Consider the following 23,224-nt stretch of genomic DNA (forward strand, 5'->3'; position numbering starts at 1 on the left):
CCGACCTCGCCCCGGCCCCGCCCCCCACCCCGGTCTCGCCCCGCCCCGGGCTGGGCTCAGCGACGCCCGCGCTGCTCCGGGACCACCGCCGCCCGCGCCGCCGGCACCGCCCCGCGGTCCTGGGAGAGCAGCCAGAGCTCGCGGAACAGCCCCGGCTCGCGCACCAGCCGATCGAACGGCCCCTGCTGCAGGACCGCACCGCGCCGCAGCACCACGATCCGGTCCGCCACCACGGTGTTGGCCAGGTTGTGCGTGACCAGCACCACCGCGCGATCCGCCGCCAGCTCGCGCAGGCCGGTGAAGATCCGGTGCTCGGCGCGCGGGTCGAGGTCACTGGTCGGCTCGTCCAGCACCAGCAGCCCGCCCGGACGGAAGAACGCCCGGCCCACCGCGATCCGCTGCCACTGCCCGCCGGAGAGCGCCACCCCGCCCCACCACTCCCGCGCCAGCAGCGTGTCGAGGCCGGAGCGGAGCCGCTCGATCACCTCGTGCGCGCCGGAGGCGCGGGCCGCGGCGAGCACGTCCTCGTCGCCGCGCGCGGTCGGCTGGCCGAGCTGGATGTTCTGCCGGGCGCTGTCCGGCCATTCGGCGAACTTCTGCGGCACCACGGCGGTGTGCTGCCAGACGGCCTGCGGATCGAGCTCGCGCATGTCCACCCCGTCCCAGAGCACCGCGCCCTCGGTGGCCAGGTTGAGCCCACAGAGCAGCTTCATCAGCGTGCTCTTGCCCGCGCCGTTCTCGCCGACGATCGCGACGATCTCGCCGCGCCGCACGGTCAGCGACAGCCGGTCGATGATCGGCGCCTCACCGCCCGGGTAGCGGAACGTCACCTCGCGCAGCTCGACCACCCGCGGGGCCGCCGGCCGGATCGCGCCACGGGCCAGCCGGCGGCCGGCCGCCTCGTCGACGAAGACCGACCAGTCGTCGAGGTAGAGGCCGGTGCGGTAGAGGTCGGTGCCGTAGCCGACGATGCCCTGCACGGCCTGCCCGGCGGTGCCGACCGCGATCACCGCCGTTCCGGCCGCGGCCGCGGTGAGCCGTCCGGTCGCCAGCAGCCAGCCGAGCGTGAGCCAGAGCAGGCCGGCGCCGAGGCCGGCCAGCAGCGAGCCGAGCAGCGAGATCCGGGCCGCCTGCCAGGTGGCGCGGTCGCTGGTGCGGTCGATCCGGCGCCCGGCCGCGCGATAGCGCTCCAGCAGGTAGCCGGCGACGGTGTCCGAACGGACCTGGTCGGCCACCTGCTTGTCCATCAGGTACCAGCGCAGCATGGCGAGCAGCCGGCGGTCCCGGTGGGTCGCCAGCACCGCAAGGTAGTTGATCCTGGCGGCGCGCACCGAGGCCAGGCCGCGCGGCAGCGCGCCGACCAGCAGCAGCGGCAGCAGGACGGGGTGCAGCACGGTCAGCACCGAGGCGGCCGCGGTCAGCGACAGCAGGGCGGCGAGCACGTTCTGGGTCTGCGGCAGCAGGTCGCGGGCCGCGTCGGCGCCGCGGTCGGCCGCGTCCCAGCGGTCGTTGAAGCCGGGGTGGTCGTACGCGGCGAGCTCGGCGTTGGTACCGGCGTCCAGCAGCAGGAGTTCGGCCTGCCGGCTGATCTTCGGGCCGACCCGCTGCGAGAGGCTGCCGACCGCGATCCCGAGCACCGCCCGGGCGCCGGCCGCCGCCGCCAGCACCAGCAGCGACGGCATCGCCTCGCGCAGCCGGCCGCCGACCGCGCCGGAGGCGACCAGCGCGGTCAGCGTGCGGGTGGTGGCCAGCAGACCGAACGCGCCGAGCAGGCCCGCGAGCAGCTGGCAGCCGACCAGCGCGGCCAGCGAGCGGCGGTCCACCTGCCGGCCGAGGGCGAACGCGCGGCGCATCAGCTGCGGGAGCCGGCGCAGCATCGCGCCGGTGGTGATGCGGTGGGCCACCGCCTCGGAGTTGTCGCCGGGGGGCCGCAGGCGCAGCTCCTCCTGGTCCTCGCCGGTCGGCGGCGCGCCAGGCGAAGCATCGGGGGAAGCGTCAGGCGAAGCGCCGGGGGAGGTCTCAGGGGAGATCTCGGACGCATCAAGAGGGGACACATCGACTCCTTGCTCGACGACAGGCCCACCAGCCGTCGGGCAGGCCGACGGCAGCGGGCAGCAGGTGGCAGAGACTCGGGCGCCGCGAGACTCGACCGGTCCTCGACTCGAACGATCCTCGACTCGAACGGACACTCGGAGCGCGGCGCCGAACCGATCCTGGCACCGCCCCGCCGCACCGCTCGGCGTGTCGCCGCGCCACTCACCCGATGGAGCCAATTACGCGTCCGGCCCGGCGAGTTGAGTGACAAGCAGCGAACGGCGACCATCGACCTCGGCCAGTGCGACCACGTGTCGGCCACAGTCGGCCGCCCGCGCAACCGTTCGGGTCCGCACAGCGTCGATCAGAACGACGCTTCCCCGCTTCTCATGGTCTTCCCACCGACTCGTAAGGTGCCTGTCATGCCGATATCGCCGCAGGATCCCGCCGCCCAGCCCTCCCGTCGCCGCCTGCTCGCCTGGACCACCCTCGGTGCCGCATCGCTCGCCGCGGCCGCGGTGGCCGGCTGCTCGGACTCCGGTGGCAGCCACACCAGCGCGGACGCCGGCAAGCAGACGCCCGATGACAGCCCGTCCGACTCGTTCTCCCCCGGCGCGGCGGTCGATCCCAAGGCGATCTCCGCGCTGCCCAGTGCTGCCTCGGCCTCGCCGGTGGCGGTGCGCAGCAAGGCGGTCTTCAAGGTCCACGACCTGCTGCCGAGCGCCCCGAGCAACGCCGTCGCGCTCACCATCGATGACGGCCCGAGCCCGCTCTACACCCCGCAGATGCTCCAGTTGCTGCGGAAGTACGACATCCGCGCCACCTTCTCGGTGGTCGGCAGCGAGGCGCACAAGTACAAGGACCTGATCAAGCAGATCGCCGCCGACGGTCACATGATCGCCAATCACACGATGACCCACCCGCAGCCGTTCTCGCACCGCAGCGCCGCGCAGATCGAGCAGCAGATCGAGAACGCCCAGTCCGTGATCGTGGACGCCGGCGCCACGCCGCCGACGCTGTTCCGCTCGCCCGGCGGTGACTGGTCCCCGGCCGTCTTCGCGGCGGCGGCCAAGTACGGTATGACGCCGATCGACTGGGACGTCGACCCGCGTGACTGGTCCCGTCCGGGCGTCGCCCACATCACCGAGAAGCTGATGGCCGCCAAGCCCGGCGACATCCTGCTCTGCCACGACGGCGGCGGCGACCGCTCGCAGACGCTGGAGTCGCTGCGCAGCGTGCTGCCGGCGCTCAAGTCCAAGGGGTACGACTTCGTGACGCTGTAGCCGGACGCCGGACGGGCTGGGCGGCTACGCGTAGTAGCTCAGACAGAACGCGCCGAGGGCTATCGCCGAGCAGGCGCCCAGCCGGGCGGTGGTCAGCCGCTCCCCCAGGAACCGCCAGCCGATCAGCGTCGCGAAGACGACGCTGGTCTCCCGCAGCGCCGAGACCGGTCCCATCGGGCTGAGGCTGAACGCCCACATCACCACCGCGTAGACCAGGATCTGCACCGCACCGGCGATGCCGGCGACCCGCATCTCGGGCCCCCGGCCGCGCAGTTCGAGCCGGCCGCGGAGCAGCCGGTAGGTGAGCGGCATCAGCACGCCGTAGATCAGGAAGATCCACGCCGTGTACGAGGACGGGTTGCCCGCGTGCCGCACCCCCACGCCGTCGGTGACGGTGTACGTCGCGATCACCGCGCCGGTCGCCGCCGCCAGCCCGAGCGCCTTGCCGCCACCGCTGCCGCGGCCCAGCGCGGTGGCCATGATGCCGATCGAGACGAGGCCGACCCCGGCCAGGGTGGCCGTGGTCAGCCGCTGCCCGGCGAACAGCGCGGCGCCCAGGGTGACCAGCAGCGGCACGCAGCCGCGGATCACCGGATAGACCGATCCCAGATCGGCGACCTGGTACGCCTTGACCAGGAAGATCGCGTACAGCACCTGCACCGCCGCGGAGAAGCCCAGGTAGGGCCAGCTCCCCGCGGCGGGCAGCGGCACCACGAGCGCGAACGGGATCGCGATCGCGGTGGTCACGAAGCTCATCACGGTGACCAGCCACAGCCGGTCGCTGCCGCTGCGCAGCAGCGCGTTCCAACTGGCGTGCAGCACGGCCGCGAACAGCACGAGCCCGACGACACCGACCGACATGCGGATGCTCTATTCCTCGACGGATCTCTTGACGCGGCTACTTGGCGGCTGCTGGCGGCTACTTGGCGGATTCCGCGACGAACCGGGCCCGGGCCGACAACTCGATCCCGCTGAAGTACCCGCCGCGCAGCTTCCGGGTGATGCTCGGGTCGTTGAACTCCTCGCGCCCGTGGAAGATCCGCCGGTTGTCGAAGACGATCATGTCGCCCTGGTGCCAGGAGTGGAAGTAGCAGACCTCGTCGGTCATCAGCGCCTTGAGCGTGCGGTACGCCCGGTAGAGGTCCACGGTCGAGTCGAACGGCACCCGGTCGAAGAACATCTTCGTCGGGTTGTTCAGCAGCCCGGCCACCTCGCCCCGCTCGTCGAGCCGGATGATGCCGGTCTCGTTCTGGTAGACCTTCCCGGCGCCCGGGTACTCCGCCCGGTACGTCACGGTGGTGCGGACCAGCGTGTCGAACAGCTCCGGCTCGCTCTCGCGCAGCAGCCGGGCGGCGGCCAGGCCGTCGGCGAACCTGGTCCGGCCGCCGGTCGCGGCGGTCGCCGCCGCGTTGACCCGCACGCCGTACAGGAACTGGTAGTCCGGCGGCGTCGTGTAGTACGGGATGTCCGTGTGCAGCGGCAGCGCGCGGGTGCTGAACGAGATGCTGTCGGTCTGGTCGTCCGGCTTGACCTCCAGGTCGAAGTACTCACCGAAGTAGGACCGGTCGACGAAGCCGGCCAGCCGCTCGCAGAGCTCGTCCGGGTCCGCCTGCGGCGCGCCACGGCCGCTGATCACCAGCATGCCGAGGCTGAACAGCTGCTCCAGCGCCCGCCCCAGCACCGCGTCGTCGGCCAGCAGGTCGGCGTACCCGAAGACGGTCTCGGTGACGGCCTGCGGGCTGCGCCAGGTGACCCGCGCGGCGCCCTTCCCGGCGGCCCGCCCGGCAGCTGACTCGTCCCCGGCGGCCCGCTCCCGCTCGGAGTCGCGCTCGGCCAGCCAGTCCAGCGGGTAGCTGCTCCGGTGGCCATCCGGCCAGCCGATCTCGACGGCGTCGCCGAGCCGCTCCAGCGAGGCCGGCCGCAGGTCCAGCGGCAGGTCGGCGGAGTCGGCGTACTTCTGCTTCGCGAAGCTGTTGAAGCACTCGGCGCACTGGCAGGAGTCGCGCAACCAGAGCCAGTGGAACCGCAGTTGCCGCCCGGTGGGGAGCTCGACGGTGAGGAACTCGGGGTGCTCGACGGGCGTCACGGCGTGACCTCCTGCGCAGCGAACTCCGAAGCGGTGCGCGGCGCGAGCGCCGAGAAGAGGCCCTGGGTCAGCGAGCGCTCCGCGACGAAGTCGATCTTGCGCTGCCACCGCTCGATGATGTGCGCGGCATCGTCCGGGTCGACGTCGTAGCGACCGTCGTCGAGCCCGGCCCGGTAGTCGTCGAGGTCGCCCTGCAGGTAGCGGCCGGTCAGCTCGGTGAGGTCGCTGCCCTCGACCGCCTCGAAGCCGGCCGCGCCGAACAGCCCGGTGTACTCCTCGATGGTCGGCAGGTGGTAGCCGGACACCTCGACGTAGCTCTCGAACGCGGGGGTGGAACGGCCTCGGCAGAAGTCGCTGATGTGAATCGCCCCGCCGGGCTTCAGCAGCTCCAGGCAGCGGGCGAGCAGACCGGCCTTGTCGGCCTCATAGAGCAGCGAGTCGCGCGAGTAGACGATGTCGAACGAGCGCGGCGCCAACTCCTCGGCGTAGACCGAGCCGTGGACGAAGCGGACGCGGTCCTTCGGGTCGAGCTCGGGCTTGCGCGAGGTGGCGATGCCGACCATCACCTCGGCCAGATCGACCCCGACCACCTCGACCTCGGCAGCCGCGCTCAGATAGAAGGCGGCACCGCCCAGGCCGGAGCCGATGTCCAGCACCCGCATGCCCGGCGAGACGTCCATCCGGCTCAGCAGCATCTCGCGGAAGCCGGCCAGGCCGCCCGGACTCTGGAAGCCCGCACCGTAGATGACCTCGGACCGCAGCACGTGATGCGGGACGGCATACCGCGACTGCTCATAGCTCCGCTCGGAGCTCCGCGCCGCGAAATCCCCCTCGGATTCGCTCGCAGGAGTGCCGGATTTGCCCATGGTGTCCCCCCATAAACGATCTCGCATGCAGCTCGACGCAGCATACCCAGGCGGCCGGTGAGGGGCGAGCAATGATTCCGGGCACGATCCGCAGCACTCATGGCGCCTGTGGAAGCCGGGTGAATCAAACCCACCCCAGTGGAACTCCGGATGAACTCCGGAACACAACGGGCGCACACTGACGCACCCGGCGCAGCAAGCACAGCAAGCACGCCCGGCACCCCGACCGGTCGCACCCTCCCCACAGCCGCCCACTGCCACCCCGGCCGCACCCACCGACCGGCCACAGCTCGCACACCCGCCCGCACCGAATCGCACCGGATCGCCAGACGACAAGATCGCCGGATTGCAAGATCGCGAAATTCCAAGATCGCCGGCCCGCAGGAATTCATAATTCCTCTTCTTCTCAGTAGAGGTTCGCCGAATCAAGCGTGGGCGATCGGTGACGGGCGAGTCCGAGAAGGAGCGGCTTGGATCCGTATCCGACCGAGTTGACGTAGTGCCGGCTGGCTCCCGGTGCTGCCTGTCGGCCTTCAGCCAATGTGACACTCTCCGCCGCCCTGGCCGCCGCCCACCCGGACCGGCCGCTCCGCCGCATCGACGCCGTCACGGCCGTCGCCCGCGCCGGGTCCGGGTCCGGGTCCGGGTCCGGACTCGAAACGGCCGCCGCCCACTGCGTGAACCAAGTGATCGCCTCCGGCTGCGAGCCCGAGGTCGTCTTCGGCTACTGCAGCGCCGCCGGGCTCGCCCTGCACATCGCCGCCGGCCTGGCGCGCCGTGGTCTCCGCCGCCCGCCCGTCGTCCTCGTCGAGCCGAGCTGGCCGACCCCGGAGCTCGTCCGACAGGACGCGGACGCGTTGAGCGGCGCGGGACCGGGCGGCTACCAGGGCCCGCTCGACACGGCCTCCATCGTCGCCGCGCTGCGCGAGCAGGTCGAGCGGAACCTGCGGGCGGACGGGCTCGAAGCCGACGAGATCGAACTCTGCGCGGACATCATGGCCGAGCGCCACCACGAGTGGTTCGCCTTCCTCGCGGCGGCCGGGGAGGGGGGCGTCCCGCCGAACGTGCTCCCGGCGGGCATCCTGCTGGACCGCCGTGGAGAACGCGGCCGCGGTGGTCAGGGAGACCGCTCCCGGCTCCGCACGACTCGCCCTGTACGTGGCCCCCGCACTCACCCCGGAGTCGGTCGCCGCGCTCCGCACCCACCTCGCCGACCGGCTGCCCGCGGCCTCGGTCCCGGCGACCATCGTCCCCCTCGCCGAACTGCCCCTGACCTCCAACGGCAAGTGCGACCGCGCCGCCCTGCCCACCCCACCCCGCACGGGCACCGGCCGCGGCGAAACCCGCCGCCGGCCGCGGCGCCCGTCCTGAAGCTCTGACGGGCGCCGCGGCAGCGCAGGGCCTCCTGGCGGGAGGCCCTGCGCTCCGACTCCTACGCTCCCTTTCTCAGGTCGCCGCGCTCCTCGGCCGGCGCGCCGAGGAGCTCCAAGTACTCCGCGTGCCCCGACTGCCCCGACTGCCCCGACTGCTTCGCAGCGTCGACGGAACCGGGTCCGTCGATGCTGAACTCGAAGTCCTGATGCGCCTTGGCGTCCAGGGCCAGCGGCAGGCGGATGCGCCCGTCGCCGACCATGCGTCGCACCCGGGATCGGCTGAGACCGAGCCCGAGCATGAGCAGTCGTTCGACCCGGACCGGCGCGGGCAGCTCGAAGCCGACCAGCACCCTGAGCGGCGTCGGGTCGTCGAGCGCGTAGAGCGGCGTCCGGGTCTCCACCACCCACGTCCCGGTCCAGTCGAGGCCGTATCCGTTCTTCGCGGCGAGCGACGCACTCATCGTCAGCTCCCGCACCACGCCCGCGTCGTTGTTCTCGTACGCCACCAGGCGAGCGGGCTCCAACGACGAGACGTGAGCACGTTCATGCACGGGCACCTTCGAGGTCCGGTCGCACCCGGCACAGCTCAGCAGGAGCCAGACGTCGAGCAACTTGCCGCTCGCGTTGACACGGATCTTGCCCGACGGACGGTGCCGGCTGCCGGAGCAGTCCGGGCATCGCCGTACGACGGTGGGCAGCGCGGACTGACGCACGGCCCACAGGGCCTTGCGGTTGGTATTCATGGTTGTGATTGCTTTCAGCACTGAGCAGGAGCTCTCGCAGACGAGGCTGCGGCTCCCGGGATCTGACGGATGCACACGAGGGCGCGAGTCATCGCCCCAGGAGCCGGATCATCAGGCTCCGAGGTCGATCGCGCGACAGTTCGGCTGGTGCCACGTGGCAGTCGTTACAGGTCCATGCGGGCGATCTTCATCGAGCCCCCAACCCGCAGGCAACTCATTTTCCACCGCCCACCCGGGGTGCCTTCCTCTGCGATCTCAGATGCACTGAGCGCCGAGTAGCCGAATCACGCGGCCTGCTCAAGGCAGTCGGCGCATGAAACGCCGTCGTCGTAGAACGGAGTGCCGGCGAAGAAGACCAGGGCTACCCCGCAAAGGCTTCTGTCGGAACCAGCGCGATACGCGTGCCTCGGGCCTCGTGGGACTTCCGGGCCAGGCCTCGTGTCCGACCCCTTCGCTGCCCATCCGCTCAGGTACTCCATGTGCGTACTGCCTTCCCGCCTCGTAGAGCGCGCTCGCCCTGCCGGCCTGCGGCAGCCCACTCAGCCGAGGGGAACAAGCCATGCCGAGTCGCTCCACCTTTGCGCAGAGAACGACGAAGGGCCAGCCCACGAGGATCACCCCCGCGAGCCGGCCCTTCTGACGCCTCAAGTGCCGAGCCCCCTGTCGGGTTCGAACCGACGACCCCCGCTTTACAAGAGCGGTGCTCTGGCCAGCTGAGCTAAGGAGGCACGGATACCGTCCGCGGCAAGGCCACGGCGGCACCGAGTGGCAGTCTACCGGGCACGGGGGTGGCTGTGGGGGCGGATGGCGGGTGTGCGGTGGGGCGTGATCGGAACGATGCGGGATTGGGTGGATTCGGGGGCTGACAATCGGACGAATCGGCAGGTAGCCTCAGCCGGAGCCGGTTCCCTGGTGGTTCAGACCACTGGAGGGGCGGCCCGACAACCCAACCTTTACTCGGATCGTCCGGCACGTTCCTGCCGGTGAAGGAGCGCACAACCATGGCCACTGTCACGTACGACAAGGCGACCCGGCTGTACCCCGGCGGCACCAAGCCCGCCGTGGACGCGCTGGACCTGCACATCGAGGACGGCGAGTTCCTCGTCCTGGTCGGCCCGTCCGGCTGCGGCAAGTCGACCAGCCTGCGCATGCTGGCCGGTCTGGAGGACGTCAACGGCGGCGCGATCCGGATCGGCGACCGCGACGTCACCCACCTGCCGCCGAAGGACCGGGACATCGCGATGGTGTTCCAGAACTACGCGCTCTACCCGCACATGACCGTCGCGGACAACATGGGCTTCGCGCTCAAGATCGCCGGCGTCAACAAGGCGGACATCCGCAAGAAGGTCGAAGAGGCGGCGAAGATCCTCGACCTCACCGAGTACCTGGACCGCAAGCCGAAGGCGCTCTCCGGTGGTCAGCGCCAGCGTGTCGCGATGGGCCGCGCGATCGTCCGCGAGCCGCAGGTCTTCCTGATGGACGAGCCGCTCTCCAACCTGGACGCCAAGCTCCGCGTCTCGACCCGCACCCAGATCGCCGGCCTGCAGCGCCGCCTGGGCATCACCACGGTGTACGTGACGCACGACCAGACCGAGGCCATGACCATGGGCGACCGCGTCGCGGTGCTCAAGGACGGCCTGCTCCAGCAGGTGGACACCCCGCGCCGGATGTACGACCGGCCCGCCAACGTCTTCGTGGCCGGCTTCATCGGCTCGCCCGCGATGAACCTGATCGACGTCCCGCTGGTGGACGGCGGCGTGAAGTTCGGCGGCTCGGTGATCAACATCGACCGCGAGCACCTGGCCGGCGCCGGCAACGACAAGACGGTGACCGTCGGCATCCGCCCGGAGCACTTCGAGATCGTCGCCGAGGGCGGCATCGAGGGCGTGGCCGTGCAGGTCAACGTCGTCGAGGAGCTCGGCGCGGACGGCTTCGTCTACGGCACCACCAAGATCGGTGGCGAGGACAAGGACCTGGTGGTCCGGGTCCACGGCCGCCAGATCCCGAGCAAGGGCGAGACCATCCACGTGGTCCCGACCGGTGGCGAGACCCACGTCTTCTCGACCAGCACCGGCGCCCGCCTGAGCGCCTGAGCCGGCCGAGCCACTCGGACAGAGCGAGCCCCGTCGGACATCCGTCCGGCGGGGCTCCACCGTGTCGTCACTCGTCCGTGTGACGGAGTGTCTCCGGGGCCTCACTCGGCGCTAACCTCACTGGCGTGAAGCAGCTCGTTCGCCGCATCGGCCAGACCATCGCCCTCACCCTGCCCGTGATCCTGGTGACCACCGGCACCCTCGCCGTGACCCGGGTCGCCTGGGCGCCGCCGGTCGCCGACGACCAGCAGGTGGTCGCCGCAGCCAGCTCCGACGGCGCGGGCATCGGGAACCTCCCCACCAACCAGAACACCGGGACGACCGCGCACCCCGGCATGGCTCCGCAGGACGCGCTGCGCGCCGACCTGCTGAACGAGCTGGCCGGCAACGGCGCCGGACCCGCGCTGGACCTGCTGGAGCGCACCATGCGCGAGCAGCCCGCACTCACGCCGTACTGCACCACGCTGGCGCGGGAGTTGGGCCAGGCCGCGGTGAAGCACTACGGCGGCGACGTGCAGCGCGCCCGGTCCTTCGCGCGCCCGGTCTGTGACGGGTCGTTCGCAGCGGGCATCACCGGCTGACGAGCGGCTGGCGCGCGGCCACCGGACGGCTGACGAGCGAATTCCGGGCGGCCGCCGGGCCGGTTGGACTCCCAGGGTTAATCTTCTGCGAAGCCCAACTCCGGCCCGCCGGGCCTATCCTGAGGCCCATGACCGGCTACGACCCCGCTCTCGCGCCCACCGCCGACGCCACCGCTGACAGCACCCCTGTCAGCGCCCCCGGCAGCGCCCCTGCCAGTGACCCCGTCGGCAGCCCTGACAACACCCCTGGCAGCGCCCCCGGTTCCGCGCCACAGGTCCCCGTGACCGTCACCCAGGCCGTGATCCTCGCCGGCGGCCAGGGCTCCCGGCTGCGCCCGTACACCGACGACCGGCCCAAGCCGCTGGTCGAGATCCCCGGCACCGGTACGCCGATCGTGGGACACCAACTCGCCTGGCTCGCAGCCGAAGGCGTGACGGACGTGGTGATCTCCTGCGGCCATCTGGCCGAAGTCCTGCAGGAGTGGCTGGACCAGGCCGACCTCCCGATCCGCGTCAGCACCGTGGTCGAGGTCGAACCACTGGGCCGTGGCGGCGGGTTGAAGTTCGCCGCGAAGGCGCTGCCGCGCCCCGCCGAGCCCTGGTACGCCACCAACGGCGACATCTGGACCAGGTTCAGCCTGCGCGAGATGGCCGCCTTCCACCACGAGCGGGACGCACTCGCCACGCTCGCGCTGGCCCGGCCCCGGATCCCGTGGGGCGCCGTGGAGACCGACCAGTTCGGCAACGTGCTCGACTTCATCGAGGCCCCGCCCTCCCCCTTCCTGATCAACGCGGGGCTGTACGTCTTCGCGCCCGAGTTCGCCGAGCTGCTGCCCGACGTGGGCGACCACGAGCGCACCACGTTCCCGCAACTCGCCCGTGCCAAGCGGCTCGCGGGCTACCAGCTGCCGCAGGGCGTGTACTGGCGGGCGATCGACACCGCCAAGGACCTCACCGAGGCCGCCAAGGAGCTGGCCGCCGCCCAGCAGATGCTCCAGGACTGAGCAGGGAGCAGCGTGCCGGCACACCGGCACACCGAAGAAGCTTGAACAAGCCTGACCAGGCAAGCCGAAGGCCCGCTTCTCGTCCGTTCCGAGAAGCGGGCCTTCACTGTCGTCCTGGCGCCGTGCTACCGCCGCCCGTCACACCACCGGCTGTCGGCTCCCACCCGCCGCCGACTGCGCCGGCATGCCCAGCGAGGGCAGCCGGACGTCCGGCGGACCGCTGCCCAGCACGCCGCCGATCAACCCGCCACCGCTCGGGCTGGGCTTCGGTGCCCGGTTGCCCGAACTCGGCGTGCCCGCCGAGGCCGGCGGTGCGCTCGCGGCGGGCGCGTTGCCCGCCCCGGCGCCCGCCGAGGAGCCACTGGCGCTCTGCCCGCCGGCGTTCGAACCGCCGTTCTGCGCAGGCTGGTTCGCCGAGGACTCGGGCGCCGGGCCACCACCGGTCGCGGTGCCGGTCCGGGCGGCCGAGGGGTGCGGCTTGACGGCCGTGTGACTCGGTGCCGCGGAGGGCGACGGCGGAGCGGACGGCGACGGCGCCACCGATGCCGCCGGGGACGGCGCAACCCCGGCCCCGGTGCCGGTGCCGCTGCCCGCCGGCGCACCCGAGGCGGAGCCGCGCGGTGCGGTGGAGCCGCCGGTGGTGGCCGGCCAGACCGGCGATCCGTAGTCGGTCGGCGGCTTCGGCGGCTCGGGCTGGATCCGCCCGCCGGTCCGGACCGCGGCGCCGAGCAGCGAACCGAGCAGCAGGGTCAGCCCGATCACCACCGTGGCCACCACGGTGCCGCGCCGCAGCACCCGCCGGCGCACCGCCTTCGGCGCGCTCGGTCCGTACCGCCGCCAGGCCTCCAGCGCGAGCCGCCCGTCCAGCGAGGCGAACGGCGCGCCGGCGATCAGCAGGGGGCTCCAGGCCGCCAGGAAGATCAGGTCAGGCGTGTCGTAGACCGGCACCGCCCGCCAGCTGACGGTGAAGAGCAGCGCCGCCGCGAGCACCATCGCGGCCGTGGCGGCCAGCCGCTGCCAGAGCCCGAGCAGCGTCAGCACGCCGACCACGACCTCGGTGAAGGCGACTCCGAGACCGGCCCCGACGGGGTGCGCCATGGCGAGGTCCAGCAGCGGCTGGGCCACCTTCCACGGGTGCAGCGAGGAGAGCCAGCGCATCATCGAGCCACGGTCGCCGCCGTCGAAGTAGACCGGGTCGCAGAGCTTGCTGAACCCGGCGTAGACGGAGAGCGAGCCGAGCAGCAGCCGCAGTGGCAGCAGCACCAGCCCGAGGTCGACCCGGCGGCCCGGGTACCAGGCGTGCCGGCTCGGCTCGCCCGCGGCGGCATGCTCCGGCAGCTCGCCGGCGGGCTGCCAGCCGGCCGGCGCACCGATCCGCACCGGTGGGTCCGGCTCGATGCCCGATCCTGCGCCGGTCGGCCTGGCCCCGCCCTGCCCGTACGGCTGACGGGGCACGGCCCGGCCCACGCCGCCGTACGACCCACCACCGTAGGAGCCGCCGTAGGGCGACCCGCCGTACGGGGAGCCGCCGGCCGGGGTGTCCCAGCCGGGCACCGACTCCATCAGGTGGGTGTCCTCGTCGGGGTCGACCAGGCCCACCGAGGCCGCGGCGGCCGGGGCCCCCGAGGCACCGGCGGCGCCCGAGCCGACCGATCCCGCCGAGGCGGCGGCCGGTGTCGGCACGGTGTTCAGGCGCACGGCGTCGAGCAGCTGGCTGGCCGCCAGGTCGCCGGGCATCGCCTGCCCGCTCCAGGTCACCGCGGTGACCCTGCCCTTGCGGCGCGGCCCGCCACCGCCGGATCCGGCGGCCGGGCGGTCCGCGGCGCCGCCGCGGACCAGTCCGGGCCGCCCGCCGTAGGCGAGCGAGGAGTACGGCCGGCCGAACGCGTCCGCGTACGGCGGGGCGGCGGGCGGCGGGGCGTCGATGATCGGGGCGACCGGGTCGGCCAGTCTGACCCGGAAACTGACCTGGGTACTGCTCAGGCGGGCCGGATCGCTCGGCACCTTGACGGTGCTGAGGCCGGGCTCAGCGTCTATCCCTGCTGCTCCGCCCTGCCCGGGGCGCCGAGGTGTTCTGGTGTCCACACCCCTCTAACCGGGTGACACCCGGTTAGGACACTCTCCCGGGTGCAACTCCCTGGCGTGGCTGACGGATCCGGTCAGATCCGTGCGAGATGATGACCGATCAGGTCAACGTCGATCAACCATCGATCATCTCGTCACCTGATCAGCCTCTCGGCCACCCCGACCGGCTCAACCCGGTCAAGCGCCCCGGCTCGTCCCGCCTCACCCCTGCCGGCCCCACTGGTCCCGGCTCGCGCCGGAACGAACGGGCCCGCCCGTCCCCGGGCGGGCCCGCCGAGCGCGTCTCAGGCCTTGGCCCGCAGCCGTGCCGCCTCGTAGAGCACGATGCCCGCTGCCACACCGGCGTTCAGCGACTCGGTCGCACCGGGCATCGGGATCCGCACCCGGATGTCACAGGTCTCCGAGACCAGCCGGGAGAGCCCCTTGCCCTCGCTGCCCGCCACGATGACCACCGGACCGGTCAGCGCCTCCAGGTCGCCGATCTCCGCCTCGCCGTCGGCCGCCAGGCCGACCACCAGCAGACCGGCCTTCTGGTACGTCTCCAGCGCCCGGGTCAGGTTCGTCGCCCGGGCCACCGGCAGCCGGGCCGCCGCGCCCGAGGAGGTCTTCCAGGCACCGGCGGTCATACCGGCCGCCCGGCGCTCCGGGATCACCACGCCGTGCGCCCCGAAGGCCGCGGCCGACCGGACCACGGCGCCCAGGTTGCGCGAGTCGGTGACCCCGTCCAGCGCCATGATCAGCGCGTCCTCGCCCATGTCGGCGGCGCCCGCCAGCAGGTCCTCGGGGTGCGCGTACTCGTACGGCGGGACCTGCAGCACCAGGCCCTGGTGGTTCAGGCCGCCGGTCATCTGGTCCAGCTGCGGGCGCGGCGCCTCCATCAGCGGGACACCGCGGTCGTTGGCGGCCTGGAAGGCCTCGCGGACCCGGTCGTCGGTGTCGATGAACTGCATCACGTAGAGCGCGGTGGCGGGCACGCCGCCCTTCAGCGCCTCGACCACCGAGTTGCGACCGACCACCAGCTCGGCAGCGCCCGCGCCGCCGCGCCCGCCCCGGCCGCCGCCGCCGGAGCGGCGCATGCCGGCGCGCGCCTTGGCGTCACGCTCGCGCTTGAGCGCGGCGTTGGCCTGGCGCTGCTTCGGGTGCCCCTTGCGGGCCTCGCCGGGCGGGGTCGGGCCCTTGCCCTGGAGCGCCTTCCGGCTGTGTCCGCCGGTGCCGACACTCGCGCCCTTCTTCGATCCGGGGTTGCGTGCGTTCCTGCGGGCGCTGTTGCCGGCCATGGGTGTGGCTTCCTGTCTCTTGCCGAAAATGCTGTCTGCGTCATGCCGAAGGGCCGTACTCGCAAAAGTACGGCCCACCGGCGCCCTCGCGCGAGCGCGGGGCTACTGGTTGTTGATCGTCCAGCGCGGGCCGGACGGGGTGTCCTCGATCGCCAGCCCGGCCAGGCCGAGCTGGTCGCGAATCGTGTCAGCGGTCGCGAAGTCCTTGCGGGCCCTGGCTGCCTGGCGCTGCTCCAGCACCAGGCCGACCAGCGAGTCGACGACGCCGTGCAGGTCGTCACCGCGCTCCGCGCCGGCCCACATCGGGTCGAGCGGGTCCATGCCCAGCACTCCGAGCATCGCACGGACCTCGGCGAGACGCGCTACCGCGTTCTCCTTGTCGTCCGCGGTCAGCGCGCTGTTGCCCTGCCGGACCGCGGTGTGCACGACGGCCAGCGCCTGCGGCACGCCCAGGTCGTCGTCCATCGCCTCGGCGAAGGCGAGCGGCACCTCGGCGGTCGGCTCGACCGGGCCGCAGCGCTCGATGACCCGCTGGATGAAGCCCTCGATCCGGCCGAAGCCGGCCTCGGCCTCGCGCAGCGACTCCTCGCTGTACTCGATCATGGAACGGTAGTGCGGGCCGGCCAGGTAGTAGCGCAGCACGATCGGCCGCCAGCGCTGCACCATCTCGGAGATCAGCACCGAGTTGCCGAGCGACTTGCTCATCTTCTCGCCGCTCATGGTGACCCAGGCGTTGTGCATCCAGAAGTTCGCGAAGTCGTCGCCGAACGCCTTGGACTGCGCGATCTCGTTCTCGTGGTGCGGGAAGATCAGGTCCAGCCCGCCGCCGTGGATGTCGAAGGCCTTGCCCAGGTACTTGTGCGCCATCGCGGAGCACTCCAGGTGCCAGCCGGGACGGCCGGGACCCCACGGGGTGTTCCAGCTCGGCTCGCCGGCCTTCGCGCGCTTCCACATCGCGAAGTCGCGCGGGTCGCGCTTGCCGGTCTCGCCCTCGCCCTCGGGCTGGAGCAGGTTCTCCAGCTTCTGGTTGGAGAGCGCCAGGTAGCCCGGGAACGACTTGACGTCGAAGTAGACGTTCCCGTCGGCCTCGTACGCGTGGCCCTTGGCGATCAGCGCCTGCATCATCTCGATCATCTCCGGCACGTGGCCGGTGGCGCGCGGCTCCACGGTCGCCGGCAGGCAGCCGAGGGCCTCGTAACCCTGGTTGAACGCACGCTCGTTGGCGTAGGCGATCTGCCACCAGGGCACGCCGAGCTCGTGCTCCTTCTTGATGACCTTGTCGTCGATGTCGGTGACGTTGCGCACGAACGTGACGTCGTAGCCGCGGTAGGCGTACCAGCGGCGCAGCACGTCGAAGTTGAGGTTGGACCGGATGTGCCCGATGTGCGGCGGCGCCTGCACGGTCGCACCGCACAGGTAGATCGAGACACAGCCCGGTACAAGCGGGACGAAGTCGCGTACCTGGCGGGTGCTGGTGTCGTACAAACGAAGGCTCACAGCGACCAGGGTAGTGGGAAACCGGCAGTGCCCCGCGACGTTTTCGTCGCGGGGCTGCCAGGAATTTCGGTTCGGCGTGCAGTTGTGGCGGCGCTTACGGCCGGCTGGGACCGGCCGGGACCGCAGCCTACGGCCAGCCGGTCAGCTTCCGCGGCCGGATCCTGACCACCACGCGGACGTCGTCCGGGCCCTCCTGCTTGTAGTCCTGCCCCAGGTACTTGTTCGACAGCTCGTCGATCAGCTCCCGGCCGCCCTCGGTGGTCAGCTCCGCCTCACCGCGCACCTCTACGTAGACGTACGGCTGGTCGGACGCGCTGAGCAGCACGCTGATCCGCGGGTCCCTGACCAGGTTCCGGTACTTCTGCCGGCCCTGCAGCGTCGAGAAGAGCAGGTCGTCGCCGTCCCGTCTGATCCACACCACCGAGGCGTGCGGTCTGCCGTCCGGCCCCAGGGTGGAGACGGTGGCGAAGGTCTTGGCGTCCAGCAGCGCTCTGGCCTGCTCGGTGAGGGGTACGGGCATGCTCCGGGACCTACCCAGCGCAGCCCGTACCGACTCCTGTGATCACCCGTCGGTGGCTCGCCGTTCCGCCTTTCGGGTGGCCTTCGGCTTCCCGGTGGCGGGTGGCCTTCAGCCCGCCCGGTGGATCGGGTAGACCAGCGCGGTGGCCAGGCCGACCAGGCCCTCGCCGCGGCCGGTCATGCCCAGGCCGTCGGTGGTCGCCGCCGAGAGCGAGACCGGCGCGCCGGCCGCGGCCGAGAGCACCGCCTCCGCCTCGGCCCGGCGCGGGCCGATCTTCGGCCGCAGCCCGATCACCTGCACCGCGATGTTGCCGATCTCGAAGCCGGCCTCGCGCACGATCCGGGCCGCCTCGGAGAGCAGCTTCACGCCCGCGGCGCCGGCCCACTCGGGGCGGCCGGTGCCGAAGTGCGTGCCGAGGTCGCCGATTCCGGCGGCCGAGAAGATCGCGTTGCAGGCGGCGTGCGCGGCGACGTCGCCGTCCGAGTGGCCGGCCAGGCCCTGCTCGTAGCCGTCCCAGCGCAGCCCGGCGACCCAGAGCGGCACGCCGTCCGCGAAGGCGTGCACATCGGTGCCGATGCCGACCCTGGGCATGACGACTGACGGACGGTCAGCTGACTCAGAAGCCATCGGAGGCCCTCCTGCGGGCGAGTACGGCCTCGGCGAGCACGAGGTCCAGCGGACGGGTCACCTTGAACGCCTCTTCATGGCCCGGCACCACGACGACCCGGCCGCCGTAGTGCTCGACGAGCCCGGCGTCGTCGGTGATCACCGGCGCGCTGCCGGCGGCCTCCTCGGCGAGCGCCTTGGCGTGCACCTCGGCCAGCACCGCGCGGCGGAAGCCCTGCGGGGTCTGGACCGCACGCAGTGTCGAGCGATCGGGCGTGTCCAGCACCGGCTCCGGTTCGCCGGGCCGGCCGCCGGGCGCGACCCGCTTCACGGTGTCCGCCAGCGGCACCGCCGGCACCACGGCGTCGGCCCCGGCCCGCACGGCGGCCGCCACCGCGTCCACCACCTCCACCGGGACCAGCGGGCGGGCCGCGTCGTGCACCAGCACGACCTCGGTCTCCTCCGGGATCACCGCCAGGCCCAGGCGGACCGACTCCTGCCTGGTCGCACCGCCTGCCACCACCCGGATGTCCTTGCCGTCCAGGCCGTGGCTGTCCAGCAGACCGATCACCTCGGCGACGCCCTGCGGCGGTGCGGCGACCACGACCAGGCCGACCGCACGGCTGCGCGCGAGCGCCCGTACGGCGTGCACCAGCAGCGGCGCGCCCCCAAGTTCGCGCAGCGCCTTGGGCGCGCCGGGCCCGAGCCGCTCGCCCCGGCCCGCGGCCGGAACCACGGCCGCTGCGACTACTCCTGTGGTGTTCAGGTTTCACTCCTTCGGCGAAGTGGGTATGGCCCAGGCGTACCCGTCAGACGGTGCACCGGACCCCTTCCAACCCGGCGCCGCCTCTCGGGTACCGGTGTGCGGGCCCCCACGCTACGAGCACCCGACCGTACCTGTCACCCGATTCACCTGTGTCCGGGCATGCCACAGCGCCCGGAGTGCCTGCGCAGCACCGGGCGCTGTTGTGTACGGCAAAACGGTCGCGCTACGAGGCGAGCACCTCGTCGAGCAGCGTCTCCGCCTTGTCCTCGTTGGTGTTCTCCGCCAGCGCGAGTTCGCTGACGAGGATCTGCCGCGCCTTGGCGAGCATCCGCTTCTCGCCGGCCGACAGACCGCGCTCGCGCTCGCGGCGCCACAGGTCGCGGACGACCTCGGCGACCTTGATGACGTCACCCGACGCGAGCTTCTCCAGGTTCGCCTTGTAGCGGCGAGACCAGTTGGTGGGCTCTTCGGTGTACGGTGCACGCAGCACCTCGAAGACCCGGTCCAGACCCTCCTGGCCGACCACATCGCGCACGCCGACGAACTCGGCGTTCTCCGCGGGGACGCGCAGTGTCAGGTCACCCTGCTGAACCTTCAGCACCAGGTAGGTCTTGTCCACACCTTTGATCTGGCGAATTTCGATGGCCTCGATCAGTGCAGCCCCGTGATGGGGGTAGACCACCGTGTCGCCAACCTTGAACGTCATGTGACAGGACCCCTTCCGTGGCTTTCCAGAATAACACGCTTTTCCGTCCACCCGAAGGGCGTTTTCGCAGGTCAGGGCGGGTCTCGGGGCTTGACAAGGACCCCTGCGACGTGCTGCGGCCACCCCGTTGGGCGGGCTTCTCGCAGGTCGGAGGCCCTTCTCGGTTGCGTTGAAACCTGCCGCAACACCCCGGAAACCATGATTCGATCTTGAAGTCACTACCGGATATTCACCGTTTCCCGATCGTGATCTGATCTTGGGCGTGTTCCGGAGGCCAACCCGCCGGTTGTAAGACGGGTTCTGCCCGTAGTGACCCGGTACGACGGCCCGATCGGTCCGGCCTGGTTCACCCCGGGCACCCGGGTGCCGGCGGCTGTTCCGGGATAGCCGCTGGTCGGACCCGCGCAAGCCCCGGTCGAGCCCCGGCCGGGCCGCTCCGCTCGATCGGCGCCTGCGCCGGGCGAGCGGTCCGGGCGCGACACGGGGGCACCCCGTGAGAAGCAGATAAGCGTGGTCGGTAATCTGACCCTGACCATCCGACAAGTGACCAAGGAGATGCCGCCGCCGTGAGCCGCAGCCTTCGACGCGGCGGCACTGCCGCCCTCGTTCTTGCCTTCGCAGCCGTCTCGCTGTCCGCCTGCTCTGCCGGAACCAGCGCGGAGACGCTGCAGATCAAGCCCAACAGCCCGGCGACCTCCCTGGGCAACATCAAGCTCAACGCCATCGTGGTCGTCACCGACCCGATGCAGGCCAACGGCCAGCCCGGCCCGGCCAACGTCACCGTCAACATCAGCAACACGGGCTCCGCCGCCGAGACGCTGCAGTCGCTGACCGTGGACTCCTCGACGGCCACCTTCACCGACCCGACCGGCGCCCCGCTCAGCAGCGTGACGATCCCGGCCGGCGGCGCGGTGCTGCTCGGCGGCGAGGGCCAGCCGGCCGCGCACCTGACCTCGGCGACGCTGACGGTGGGCGGCTTCGAGCCGACCTCCTTCTCCTTCGCGACGGCCGGCAAGGTCAGCGCCCAGGCCCAGGTCACCCCGGCGATCGGCTACTACTCGTCGTTCGCCCCGGCCGCCGCCTCCGCGTCGGCATCCGCCTCGGGCTCGGCCGCGCCGTCCGGTGCCGCCTCGGCCTCCGCGAGCGGCTCCGCCTCCGCCTCCGCTGCTGCCTCGGGCTCCGCCTCTGCGTCCGCCCCGGCATCGGCTCCGGCCTCCGGCTCGGCGGCCTCCGCCCCGGCCTCGGGTGCTGCTTCGGCTCCGGCCGGCGGCTCGGCGAGCGCCTCCGCCGGCGCCTCGGCTTCCGCGTCCGCGTCCGCCTCCGCGCACTGACGCCCGTTCGACCGCGGCCGGACTGCTGTTCGACCGCGGCCGTTCGACCGCAGACCCGGCGTACGACTGAGGGCCGCCGCCCCCCGAATCCGGGAGGTGGCGGCCCTCAGTCGTACCCGGCAGCCGGCGTGGCTGCCGCAGCCGGGTTTACGGCTCGAACTTGTAGCCGAGGCCACGGACCGTGACCAGGTAGCGCGGCGCGCCCGGGTCCGGCTCGATCTTCGCCCGCAGCCGCTTCACGTGCACGTCCAGCGTCTTGGTGTCACCGACGTAGTCGGCGCCCCAGACCCGGTCGATCAGCTGCATCCGGGTGAGCACCCGGCCCGCGTTGCGCAGCAGCATCTCCAGCAGGTCGAACTCCTTGAGCGGCAGGTCGACCTTGGCGCCGTCCACCGTCACCACGTGCCGGTCGACGTCCATCCGGACCGGACCGGCCTCCAGCGCGCCGGGCCCGCCGCCGTCGCCGACCTGGCCACCGTCCTCGCCGCGGCGCCGCAGCACCGCGCGGATCCGGGCGACCAGCTCACGGGTGGAGTACGGCTTGGTGACGTAGTCGTCAGCGCCTATCTCCAGCCCGACGACCTTGTCGATCTCGCTGTCCTTGGCGGTCACCATGATCACCGGCACGTTGGAACGCACCCGCAGCTGGCGGCAGACCTCGGTGCCGGGCAGCCCGGGCAGCATCAGGTCGAGCAGCACCAGGTCGGCGCCGTTCCGTTCGAACTGCTCCAGCGCGTCCGGGCCGGTGGCCGCGACGGCCACCTCGAATCCCTCCTTGCGAAGCATGTACGACAGGGCGTCGCTGAACGACTCCTCGTCCTCGACCACCAGTACTCGGGTCACGATCGGGCCTCCGGGGCAGGAAGGGGGGTTGCGGTTGGGGGTTCGTTGGTCACCGGCTCGGCCGGCTCGGGGTTCTGCCCGGCGGGCAGCCGGACGGTGAAGGTGGAGCCCTGGCCCTCGACGCTCCAGACCGAGACGGTCCCGCCGTGCGAGGCCGCCACGTGCTTGACGATCGACAGGCCCAGGCCGGTGCCGCCGGTCGCCCGGGAGCGAGCCGGGTCCACCCGGTAGAAACGTTCGAAGATCCGCTCGCGGTCCTTCTCCGAGATGCCGATGCCCTGGTCGGTCACCGAGATCTCGATCAGCTCGCCGTCGGCCTCGCCGATCGCGGCGGCGCTGGCTATCCGGCGGGTGGCGATCGCCACCCGGGTCCGCGGCGGGCTGTAGTTGACGGCGTTCTCGACCAGGTTGCCCAGTGCCGCGGCGAGCTGGCCCCGGTCACCGTACAGGTAGAGGCCGGGAATGCCGCCCGACGCGATGTGGATCTGCTTCGCGGCGGCCTGCTGGCGGCAGCGGTCGATCGCCTCGGCGATCAGCTCGTCCACCGCGACCGGCTCGGGGTCCATCATCAGCTGGTCGTCCTGGACCCGGGACAGGTCGATGATCTCCTGGACCAGGCTGGCGAGGCGGGTCGCCTCGATCTGCATCCGGCCGGCGAAGCGCTGCACCGCCTCCGGGTCGTCGGCCGCGTCGGCCACCGCCTCGGAGAGCAGCGAGAGCGCGCCGACCGGGGTCTTGAGCTCATGGCTGACGTTGGCCACGAAGTCCCGCCGGACCGCCTCGATCCGGCGCCGCTCGGTCTGGTCCTCGACCAGCACCAGCACCAGCCTCGAGCCCAGCGGCGCCACCCGGACCGAGACCGCGAGCGGCTCGCCGGCCCGTGCCACGCCGGGGCGCGGGACCTCCAGCTCGGCCTGGCGGATCTCGCCGTCGCGGCGGGTCGCCCGGGCCAGCGCGAGCATCGGCTCGACGGCCAGCGCACCGCCCCGGACCAGGCCCATCGAGTACGCGACGGAGCTGGCCTTGACCACCTCGTCGCCGTCGCCGAGCACGATCGCGCAGGACCGCAGCACCGAGAGCACCGTGTCCACACCGGGTGGCAGGACCGGGTCCTGGAGGGGAGAGTTCACTGCTGTCGCGCCACTTCTTCTGCCGTTGCCGCTGTTCCCGCCGCGGCCCTGCTCACGTTCACTCCAGCGGAAGGCGATGGAGGCCGTGAGGCCGACACCGAGCCCGGCGATGGCGCAGGCAGCGGCGGCGGCCACATTCACGTCCATGCCGACCAGACTAAGCGCACGAGCCGTGCGCTCCGTAAGCGTCAGATCAAGGCATCGGCCGCGCGTTGCCGAGAATTCACCTTCAGGTAGCCGTCGATTCACTGGGGCGGCCGTGGGTCGTCGCCCGGACGGCCCAGTCTTGCCGATGCAGCCCATGTGGGTCAGTGACGCGCGTACGATGCGCGCCACCGCAGCGGCCACGCGCTCGGGAAACGGGCGACGGCGGCCGGTCGGCACCGCCAACCGACAGAGC

The 23,224-nt window shown here is 72.0% G+C and carries 21 protein-coding genes and 1 tRNA gene; 6 read left to right on the forward strand and 16 right to left on the reverse strand.

Going from position 1 to position 23,224, the window contains the following annotated elements:
* Positions 1-56: 56 nt before the first annotated feature.
* On the reverse strand, positions 57-2,054 hold the full coding sequence (locus tag AC060L_RS17880; RefSeq protein WP_483799769.1) for an ATP-binding cassette domain-containing protein: 1,998 nt from the start codon (positions 2,052-2,054) through the stop codon (positions 57-59).
* Positions 2,055-2,456: 402 nt separating this feature from the next.
* Here AC060L_RS17880 and AC060L_RS17885 point away from each other — a divergent pair, with 402 nt between their 5' ends.
* Positions 2,457-3,317: a polysaccharide deacetylase family protein gene (locus AC060L_RS17885; protein WP_483799770.1), complete on the forward strand. Its 861-nt coding sequence runs from the start codon at positions 2,457-2,459 to the stop codon at positions 3,315-3,317.
* 24 nt (positions 3,318-3,341) lie between these two features.
* On the opposite strand, the gene AC060L_RS17890 is transcribed toward AC060L_RS17885, so the two are convergent.
* From AC060L_RS17890 to AC060L_RS17905, 4 genes are all read right to left on the reverse strand, one after another.
* Entirely contained in the window at positions 3,342-4,178 is an 837-nt protein-coding gene (locus tag AC060L_RS17890; protein ID WP_483799771.1) for an EamA family transporter, read from the reverse strand.
* 58 nt (positions 4,179-4,236) lie between these two features.
* Positions 4,237-5,403: a TauD/TfdA family dioxygenase gene (locus AC060L_RS17895; protein ID WP_483799772.1), complete on the reverse strand. Its 1,167-nt coding sequence runs from the start codon at positions 5,401-5,403 to the stop codon at positions 4,237-4,239.
* Positions 5,400-6,167 (reverse strand): methyltransferase domain-containing protein, encoded by a 768-nt coding sequence (locus tag AC060L_RS17900; RefSeq protein ID WP_483799773.1) that lies wholly within the window; start codon positions 6,165-6,167, stop codon positions 5,400-5,402. Before AC060L_RS17900 ends, AC060L_RS17895 begins: the two co-directional genes overlap by 4 nt.
* 635 nt (positions 6,168-6,802) lie before the next feature.
* Complete coding sequence (locus tag AC060L_RS17905; protein ID WP_483799774.1) at positions 6,803-7,282, reverse strand: hypothetical protein; 480 nt, start codon at positions 7,280-7,282, stop codon at positions 6,803-6,805.
* An 82-nt stretch (positions 7,283-7,364) separates the two neighbouring features.
* Between AC060L_RS17905 and AC060L_RS17910 the strand changes: the two genes are divergently transcribed.
* Entirely contained in the window at positions 7,365-7,640 is a 276-nt protein-coding gene (locus AC060L_RS17910; RefSeq protein ID WP_483799775.1) for an AMP-binding enzyme, read from the forward strand.
* Between the two features lie 61 nt (positions 7,641-7,701).
* Here the strand turns inward: AC060L_RS17910 and AC060L_RS17915 are convergent, their stop codons facing one another.
* Together AC060L_RS17915 and AC060L_RS17920 are read right to left on the reverse strand one after the other, a co-directional pair.
* Positions 7,702-8,406 carry a DUF1062 domain-containing protein gene (locus AC060L_RS17915; protein WP_483799776.1) on the reverse strand — a complete coding sequence of 235 codons (705 nt, stop codon included), beginning with the start codon at positions 8,404-8,406 and terminating at the stop codon, positions 7,702-7,704.
* Positions 8,407-9,039: 633 nt separating this feature from the next.
* A tRNA-Thr gene (locus AC060L_RS17920) sits at positions 9,040-9,113 on the reverse strand.
* A 273-nt stretch (positions 9,114-9,386) separates the two neighbouring features.
* Between AC060L_RS17920 and AC060L_RS17925 the strand changes: the two genes are divergently transcribed.
* The 3 genes from AC060L_RS17925 (at position 9,387) to AC060L_RS17935 (ending at position 12,063) form a co-directional block, all read left to right on the forward strand.
* Positions 9,387-10,478, forward strand: coding sequence for an ABC transporter ATP-binding protein (locus AC060L_RS17925; protein ID WP_483799777.1), 1,092 nt, complete (start codon positions 9,387-9,389; stop codon positions 10,476-10,478).
* 125 nt (positions 10,479-10,603) lie between these two features.
* Positions 10,604-11,059 (forward strand): hypothetical protein, encoded by a 456-nt coding sequence (locus AC060L_RS17930; protein WP_483799778.1) that lies wholly within the window; start codon positions 10,604-10,606, stop codon positions 11,057-11,059.
* 128 nt (positions 11,060-11,187) lie between these two features.
* Entirely contained in the window at positions 11,188-12,063 is an 876-nt protein-coding gene (locus AC060L_RS17935) for a nucleotidyltransferase family protein (RefSeq protein WP_483799779.1), read from the forward strand.
* 138 nt (positions 12,064-12,201) lie between these two features.
* On the opposite strand, the gene AC060L_RS17940 is transcribed toward AC060L_RS17935, so the two are convergent.
* The 7 genes from AC060L_RS17940 to AC060L_RS17970 form a co-directional block, all read right to left on the reverse strand.
* Positions 12,202-14,067: a DoxX family membrane protein gene (locus tag AC060L_RS17940; protein ID WP_483799780.1), complete on the reverse strand. Its 1,866-nt coding sequence runs from the start codon at positions 14,065-14,067 to the stop codon at positions 12,202-12,204.
* A 365-nt stretch (positions 14,068-14,432) separates the two neighbouring features.
* Positions 14,433-15,425, reverse strand: coding sequence for a 23S rRNA (guanosine(2251)-2'-O)-methyltransferase RlmB (gene rlmB, locus AC060L_RS17945; protein ID WP_483799781.1), 993 nt, complete (start codon positions 15,423-15,425; stop codon positions 14,433-14,435).
* Between the two features lie 102 nt (positions 15,426-15,527).
* Complete coding sequence (cysS, locus tag AC060L_RS17950) at positions 15,528-16,922, reverse strand: cysteine--tRNA ligase (protein WP_483799782.1); 1,395 nt, start codon at positions 16,920-16,922, stop codon at positions 15,528-15,530.
* Between the two features lie 127 nt (positions 16,923-17,049).
* Positions 17,050-17,442 (reverse strand): PPOX class F420-dependent oxidoreductase, encoded by a 393-nt coding sequence (locus AC060L_RS17955; RefSeq protein WP_483799783.1) that lies wholly within the window; start codon positions 17,440-17,442, stop codon positions 17,050-17,052.
* Between the two features lie 108 nt (positions 17,443-17,550).
* Positions 17,551-18,069 (reverse strand): 2-C-methyl-D-erythritol 2,4-cyclodiphosphate synthase, encoded by a 519-nt coding sequence (ispF, locus tag AC060L_RS17960; protein WP_483799784.1) that lies wholly within the window; start codon positions 18,067-18,069, stop codon positions 17,551-17,553.
* Positions 18,059-18,814 (reverse strand): 2-C-methyl-D-erythritol 4-phosphate cytidylyltransferase, encoded by a 756-nt coding sequence (gene ispD / locus AC060L_RS17965; RefSeq protein WP_483799927.1) that lies wholly within the window; start codon positions 18,812-18,814, stop codon positions 18,059-18,061. Before ispD ends, ispF begins: the two co-directional genes overlap by 11 nt.
* Before the next feature lie 223 nt (positions 18,815-19,037).
* Positions 19,038-19,520 (reverse strand): CarD family transcriptional regulator, encoded by a 483-nt coding sequence (locus AC060L_RS17970; RefSeq protein ID WP_030244332.1) that lies wholly within the window; start codon positions 19,518-19,520, stop codon positions 19,038-19,040.
* Positions 19,521-20,086: 566 nt separating this feature from the next.
* Here AC060L_RS17970 and AC060L_RS17975 point away from each other — a divergent pair.
* A complete protein-coding gene (locus AC060L_RS17975; protein WP_483799785.1) occupies positions 20,087-20,851 on the forward strand; it encodes a DUF461 domain-containing protein in 765 nt (254 codons plus the stop codon).
* A 147-nt stretch (positions 20,852-20,998) separates the two neighbouring features.
* Here the strand turns inward: AC060L_RS17975 and phoP are convergent, their stop codons facing one another.
* Positions 20,999-21,694 (reverse strand): two-component system response regulator PhoP, encoded by a 696-nt coding sequence (gene phoP, locus AC060L_RS17980; RefSeq protein WP_483799786.1) that lies wholly within the window; start codon positions 21,692-21,694, stop codon positions 20,999-21,001.
* Positions 21,691-22,971, reverse strand: a complete 1,281-nt coding sequence (gene phoR, locus AC060L_RS17985) for a two-component system sensor histidine kinase PhoR (RefSeq protein ID WP_483799787.1) — start codon at positions 22,969-22,971, stop codon at positions 21,691-21,693. The genes phoP and phoR overlap by 4 nt, the downstream gene beginning before the upstream one ends.
* Positions 22,972-23,224 lie beyond the last annotated feature (253 nt).

It is taken from the genome of Kitasatospora sp. NEAU-69, assembly GCF_057158765.1.

Coding starts and splice junctions, on each gene's coding strand:
- AC060L_RS17885 (WP_483799770.1), top strand. CDS start 2,457: ATGCCGATATCGCCGCAGGATCCCGCCGCCCAGCCCTCCCGTCGCCGC.
- AC060L_RS17890 (WP_483799771.1), bottom strand. CDS start 4,178: ATGTCGGTCGGTGTCGTCGGGCTCGTGCTGTTCGCGGCCGTGCTGCAC.
- AC060L_RS17925 (WP_483799777.1), top strand. CDS start 9,387: ATGGCCACTGTCACGTACGACAAGGCGACCCGGCTGTACCCCGGCGGC.
- AC060L_RS17935 (WP_483799779.1), top strand. CDS start 11,188: ATGACCGGCTACGACCCCGCTCTCGCGCCCACCGCCGACGCCACCGCT.
- rlmB (WP_483799781.1), bottom strand. CDS start 15,425: ATGGCCGGCAACAGCGCCCGCAGGAACGCACGCAACCCCGGATCGAAG.
- AC060L_RS17955 (WP_483799783.1), bottom strand. CDS start 17,442: ATGCCCGTACCCCTCACCGAGCAGGCCAGAGCGCTGCTGGACGCCAAG.
- ispF (WP_483799784.1), bottom strand. CDS start 18,069: ATGGCTTCTGAGTCAGCTGACCGTCCGTCAGTCGTCATGCCCAGGGTC.
- AC060L_RS17970 (WP_030244332.1), bottom strand. CDS start 19,520: ATGACGTTCAAGGTTGGCGACACGGTGGTCTACCCCCATCACGGGGCT.
- phoR (WP_483799787.1), bottom strand. CDS start 22,971: ATGGACGTGAATGTGGCCGCCGCCGCTGCCTGCGCCATCGCCGGGCTC.